This window comes from Moorena sp. SIO2C4 (assembly GCF_010672485.1).
In the GTDB taxonomy this organism is placed as follows: Bacteria; Cyanobacteriota; Cyanobacteriia; order Cyanobacteriales; family Coleofasciculaceae; genus Moorena; species Moorena producens.
Window position 1 is genome coordinate 1 of record NZ_JAAHGN010000629.1, and the last position, 4,377, is coordinate 4,377.

Below are 4,377 nucleotides of genomic sequence, written 5' to 3' on the forward strand. Positions count from 1 at the left end.
TAGCAGATCGGGAAAATCCCAGAAAGCCTTAATCCCACCTCTGTTGCTCCCTCAGTTTTGCAAGCAGACCCAGATAAAACTGTATCGATTGAGTTTTTTAGCTTTTCCAAGTCTTACAATATGGGAGGCTTCCGGATTGGCTATGCTATCGGTAATGCTCAAGTGATTCGAGCTTTGCGGCAGGTGAAAGCGGCCATTGACTTTAACCAATACAGGGGGATTCTCAATGGTGCGATCGCAGCGTTGAATGGTTCTCAAGACATTGTTAAACCTGTAGTCACCACCTATCAACAGCGACGGGATACCTTTGTCGATGCTTTAAACCGGATTGGTTGGTCAGTGCCAGTGCCACTAGCCACTATGTATGTCTGGGCAAAATTGCCAGAACCTTGGGCAGGGAACTCAGTGAAATTTTGTACTAGCTTGGTAGAAGCCACTGGGGTTGCTGTTGCTCCAGGAGCTGGTTTTGGCAAGGCTGGTGAAGGCTATGTGCGTTTTGCCTTAGTACAGGAACCAGAAGTTTTGGAAAGAGCAGTGGAGAGAATTTCAGGATTTTTGCAATCTCATCAATAGGTACCTAATACCCTGTCGAATTTAATGTTAAGGGTTAGGGCAAGGTATTAGGAGCAACAGCTCAGAATGAGTTTTTAGTAGGTTAAACCCTAATCAGCTATGGGGCGGCCCTTGAAAACCATAGGTTTACCTACACCCTATGTTATTGCCCGATGTTATTTATTGTTAACGTGTTACAGCACCTGATTAGTATCCTCATTGATAGGCAGATCGAAAACTACTTCAAACTTTGCTTCTGGCATATACCGATCCAAAAATCGGAGATGGTTATCAGCATCCTGACGATTAAAGAACCTAGCAACTGTGTACCTTTGGCATTTAGGCAGTAGACGCATAAGAGCCCAAGGGCGAGTGTAGTCTTCTGTTAGTGGGATTTGTCGATTAGTCATGCTTACCCCTGATTTGACCTAATAAGATCACTGGATGATTGCTTGATGAAAGGCGATCACAGGCTGATATGCGTTCGCTGAAAGCGGGACGCGCGTCCATCGCCTAGCTTATGAAAGACCTTTGTTTTCTGTCGAATCTTTAGTCACATTAATCTAAAATCGCTGACTAAAAAACAGCCGGGTGATCTGGACATTAAGATGATTCTGTGATATCGCTACACTCCTGATCACGACAGGGAAAGATGATGAGCTGATTGCGGTGCGACCCCGGTCGGGTTTCCCGACAAGGGTGAACGCGCACCAAGAGAAAAGCTCACCTATTAACAGAGCTGTCCGCCGTAACCCACCAATATTCACCAAGTAATCGCTGTCTTAAGATTTACTTTATAAACAGTCTCTAATTTTCATCAGCTAGCCTAGCCATTAAACGTAAGTATTTAGTTAAAAAAAGCCCTTTAACATTACACTTACGACATTATAGCGTAAGACACATTTGCTATAATAATGGTATGTAAAAAGGTCGAACAATTACCAAGCTGGAAACATCAAAAGTTACCTAAAAATTGTTAACTTGAATCCTGCCAGTAATTGCAATGATTGACGCTGTAGCTAATGAAATAGTGTACATTAATGGGAATAGTGGACAAAAAATGCCCTAAGTTCCATCAATAAACTTAACCCTTAATCATAACATCCAATGACTACTGCTGCACCAGCTAAAACTCAATACGAAGCAATCATTGGTTTAGAAACCCATTGTCAGCTTAGTACCGAAACCAAGATTTTTTCTAACTCTTCCACAAAATTTGGTGCTACCCCTAATACCAATATTGACCCAATTTGTATGGGGATGCCAGGGGTGTTACCGGTTCTGAATCAAAAGGTACTAGAGTATGCTGTCAAAGCGGGTTTAGCACTCAATTGCCAGATTGCTCCCTACAGCAAATTTGACCGGAAACAGTATTTTTATCCTGACCTACCCAAAAACTACCAGATTTCCCAATACGACTTGCCCATTGCTGAGCATGGCTCACTGGAAATTGAAGTGTCCGATGATGACGGTAATCCTATCCGTAAAACGATTGGCATCACTCGCCTACACATGGAGGAAGATGCAGGGAAACTGGTTCATGCTGGTAGTGACCGACTGGCTGGTTCTACCTACTCCCTAGTAGATTTCAACCGTGCTGGGGTACCCCTGATTGAAATAGTATCAGAACCGGATCTGCGCTCTGGTCAAGAGGCAGCAGAATACGCTCAAGAGCTGCGTCGGATTGTACGCTACATCGGTGTCAGTGATGGCAACATGCAAGAAGGGTCCCTGCGTTGTGATGTCAATATCTCTGTACGTCCTGTGGGTCAAAAGGAGTTTGGCACCAAAGTTGAAATCAAAAATATGAACTCCTTCAATGCTATCCAGAAGGCGATTGAGTACGAAATTGACCGGCAAATCGCAGCTGTGGAAGCTGGAAAATCGATTATTCAAGAAACTCGCCTTTGGGAAGAGGGTAGTCAACGCACCATTAGTATGCGGACTAAGGAAGGATCTAGCGATTACCGCTATTTTCCTGAACCTGACTTACCACCGATTGAAGTGTCAACGGAACAATTAGAGCAATGGCGCAGTGAGCTAGCAGAACTTCCTGCCCAGAAGCGGCATCGTTATGAAAGTGAACTGGGACTTTCTGCCTATGATGCCCGGGTGTTGACGGATGATCGTCAAGTGGCAGAGTATTTTGAAACAAGTGTTGCTGCTAATGCTAATCCCAAACAAGCCGCAAATTGGGTAATGGGAGATATTGCTGCTTATCTTAAGACTGAGAAACTGGCTATTACAGAGATTGCTCTGAAACCCAATACTCTGGCAGAACTGATTAACTTGATTGATGATGACACCATTAGTGGTAAGATTGCCAAGGAGATTTTGCCAGAATTACTGTCTCAAGGTGGTTCTGCTAGGGAACTGGTGGAACGTAAGGGTTTGATTAAGATCTCTGACCCGGATCAACTCTCAACCATTATTGATGAGGTACTGGCTGCCAATCCTAAGAAACTCGAACAGTATCGCAATGGTAAGACCAAGCTGCAAGGTTTCTTTGTGGGACAGGTGATGAAGAAAACTAGCGGACGAGCTGATCCTAAGCTGACTAACCAAATTTTGGGCAAGAAGCTCAAGGGTGATTGAGGTAACGGGCTTGCCAGCTGTTGCTGATCACCAATCACTAATGACCAATCACAAATAACAAATAACAAAGAAAAGGAGAGTCACTGTCGTGACCCTCCCGATCATCAGGGTGCATCTACATATCAAAATATACACTATTTTGTATGAGGGGTGTAACCCCTTTTTTTGTTTTTTTGTAAAGTTTTGAGATTTTATAGCAATTCTGGAAATTACGGCTACACATCAAGCTACAGATCAATACCCTTGGTGCGTAAGTCCAGAAGACTTGGTATAATCCCGGATTGGGCATGAATTATGGTTTAAATGGAGGAATCATGTCGGACTGGCAAGAGATTAGTGGTGGGATAACAGCTCCCAGGGGCTATCAGGCAGCAGGCATTACCGCAGGTTTAAAACCTTCGGGTCAGCCAGACTTAGGGTTGATATTATCAGAGGTGGATGCGATCGCAGCTGGGGTGTTCACCACCAGTCATGTCCGGGCTGCTTGTGTAGATTATTGCCGTCAAGGCTTACAAGCTAAAGCTAGTGCTCGTGCTATTTTGTGTAATGCTGGACAAGCCAATGCAGCAACAGGTGAGCAGGGTTGGCAGGATGCTCTAGCTAGTGCTAAAGCTTTGGGTGAAGCACTCAATGTTTCTCCTAATTCGATTTTGTTGGCATCGACGGGGGTGATTGGTCAACGAATCAAGATGGATGCTCTATTGTCAGGAATTCCCCAATTGGTAGCACAAGCATCAGAAACTGGTTCCGATGCAGCAGCTCAAGGGATTATTACCACGGATTTAGTCACTAAATCCATTGCTATGGAAACCATGATTGATGACCGTCCGGTCAGGATGGGTGGTATTGCTAAGGGCTCTGGTATGATTCATCCCAACATGGCGACTCTGCTAGCATTTGTAACTTGTGATGCGGCAGTTTCTACCTCCCTTTGGCAACAGATGTTAAAGCGGGCAGCGGATAACAGTTTTAATCAAATTACCGTAGATGGGGATACCAGCACCAATGACACTCTAATTGCCTTGGCTAATGGTCAGTCCCGAACATCAGCAATTACAGAAATGGGACCAGCAGCTCAGAAGTTGGAGGGGATGCTGACAGCAGTATGTCAGCATTTGGCAAAAGCGATCGCACGGGATGGAGAAGGGGCAACCTGTTTGATTGAAGTCCAAGTCACTGGCGCACCGGATGATAAAGGGGCTCGTCAAATTGCTAAGACGATTGTTGGGA

Annotated in this window: 3 protein-coding genes and 1 pseudogene; 3 read left to right on the plus strand and 1 reads right to left on the minus strand. The window is 44.7% G+C overall.

Annotated features, from left to right (window positions below; all coding sequences use genetic code 11):
• Window positions 1–36: 36 nt before the first annotated feature.
• Window positions 37–573: pseudogene (locus F6K20_RS25925) on the plus strand (aminotransferase class I/II-fold pyridoxal phosphate-dependent enzyme); the annotation flags it as partial.
• Window positions 574–746: 173 nt separating this feature from the next.
• Here F6K20_RS25925 and F6K20_RS25930 read toward each other — a convergent pair.
• Window positions 747–962 carry a hypothetical protein gene (locus tag F6K20_RS25930; RefSeq protein ID WP_008177697.1) on the minus strand — a complete coding sequence of 72 codons (216 nt, stop codon included), beginning with the start codon at window positions 960–962 and terminating at the stop codon, window positions 747–749.
• Window positions 963–1,659: 697 nt separating this feature from the next.
• On the opposite strand from F6K20_RS25930, the gene gatB reads away from it, so the two are divergent.
• Both gatB and argJ read left to right on the plus strand, forming a co-directional pair.
• Complete coding sequence (gene gatB, locus F6K20_RS25935; RefSeq protein WP_008177699.1) at window positions 1,660–3,147, plus strand: Asp-tRNA(Asn)/Glu-tRNA(Gln) amidotransferase subunit GatB; 1,488 nt, start codon at window positions 1,660–1,662, stop codon at window positions 3,145–3,147.
• 314 nt (window positions 3,148–3,461) lie between these two features.
• The coding region (argJ, locus tag F6K20_RS25940) for a bifunctional ornithine acetyltransferase/N-acetylglutamate synthase (protein WP_287296564.1) at window positions 3,462–4,377 on the plus strand (916 nt) is incomplete at its 3' end.

Bases quoted from the DNA above. Each gene is read 5' to 3' on its own strand.
- F6K20_RS25930 (WP_008177697.1), bottom strand. From the start codon at position 962: ATGACTAATCGACAAATCCCACTAACAGAAGACTACACTCGCCCTTGG.
- gatB (WP_008177699.1), top strand. From the start codon at position 1,660: ATGACTACTGCTGCACCAGCTAAAACTCAATACGAAGCAATCATTGGT.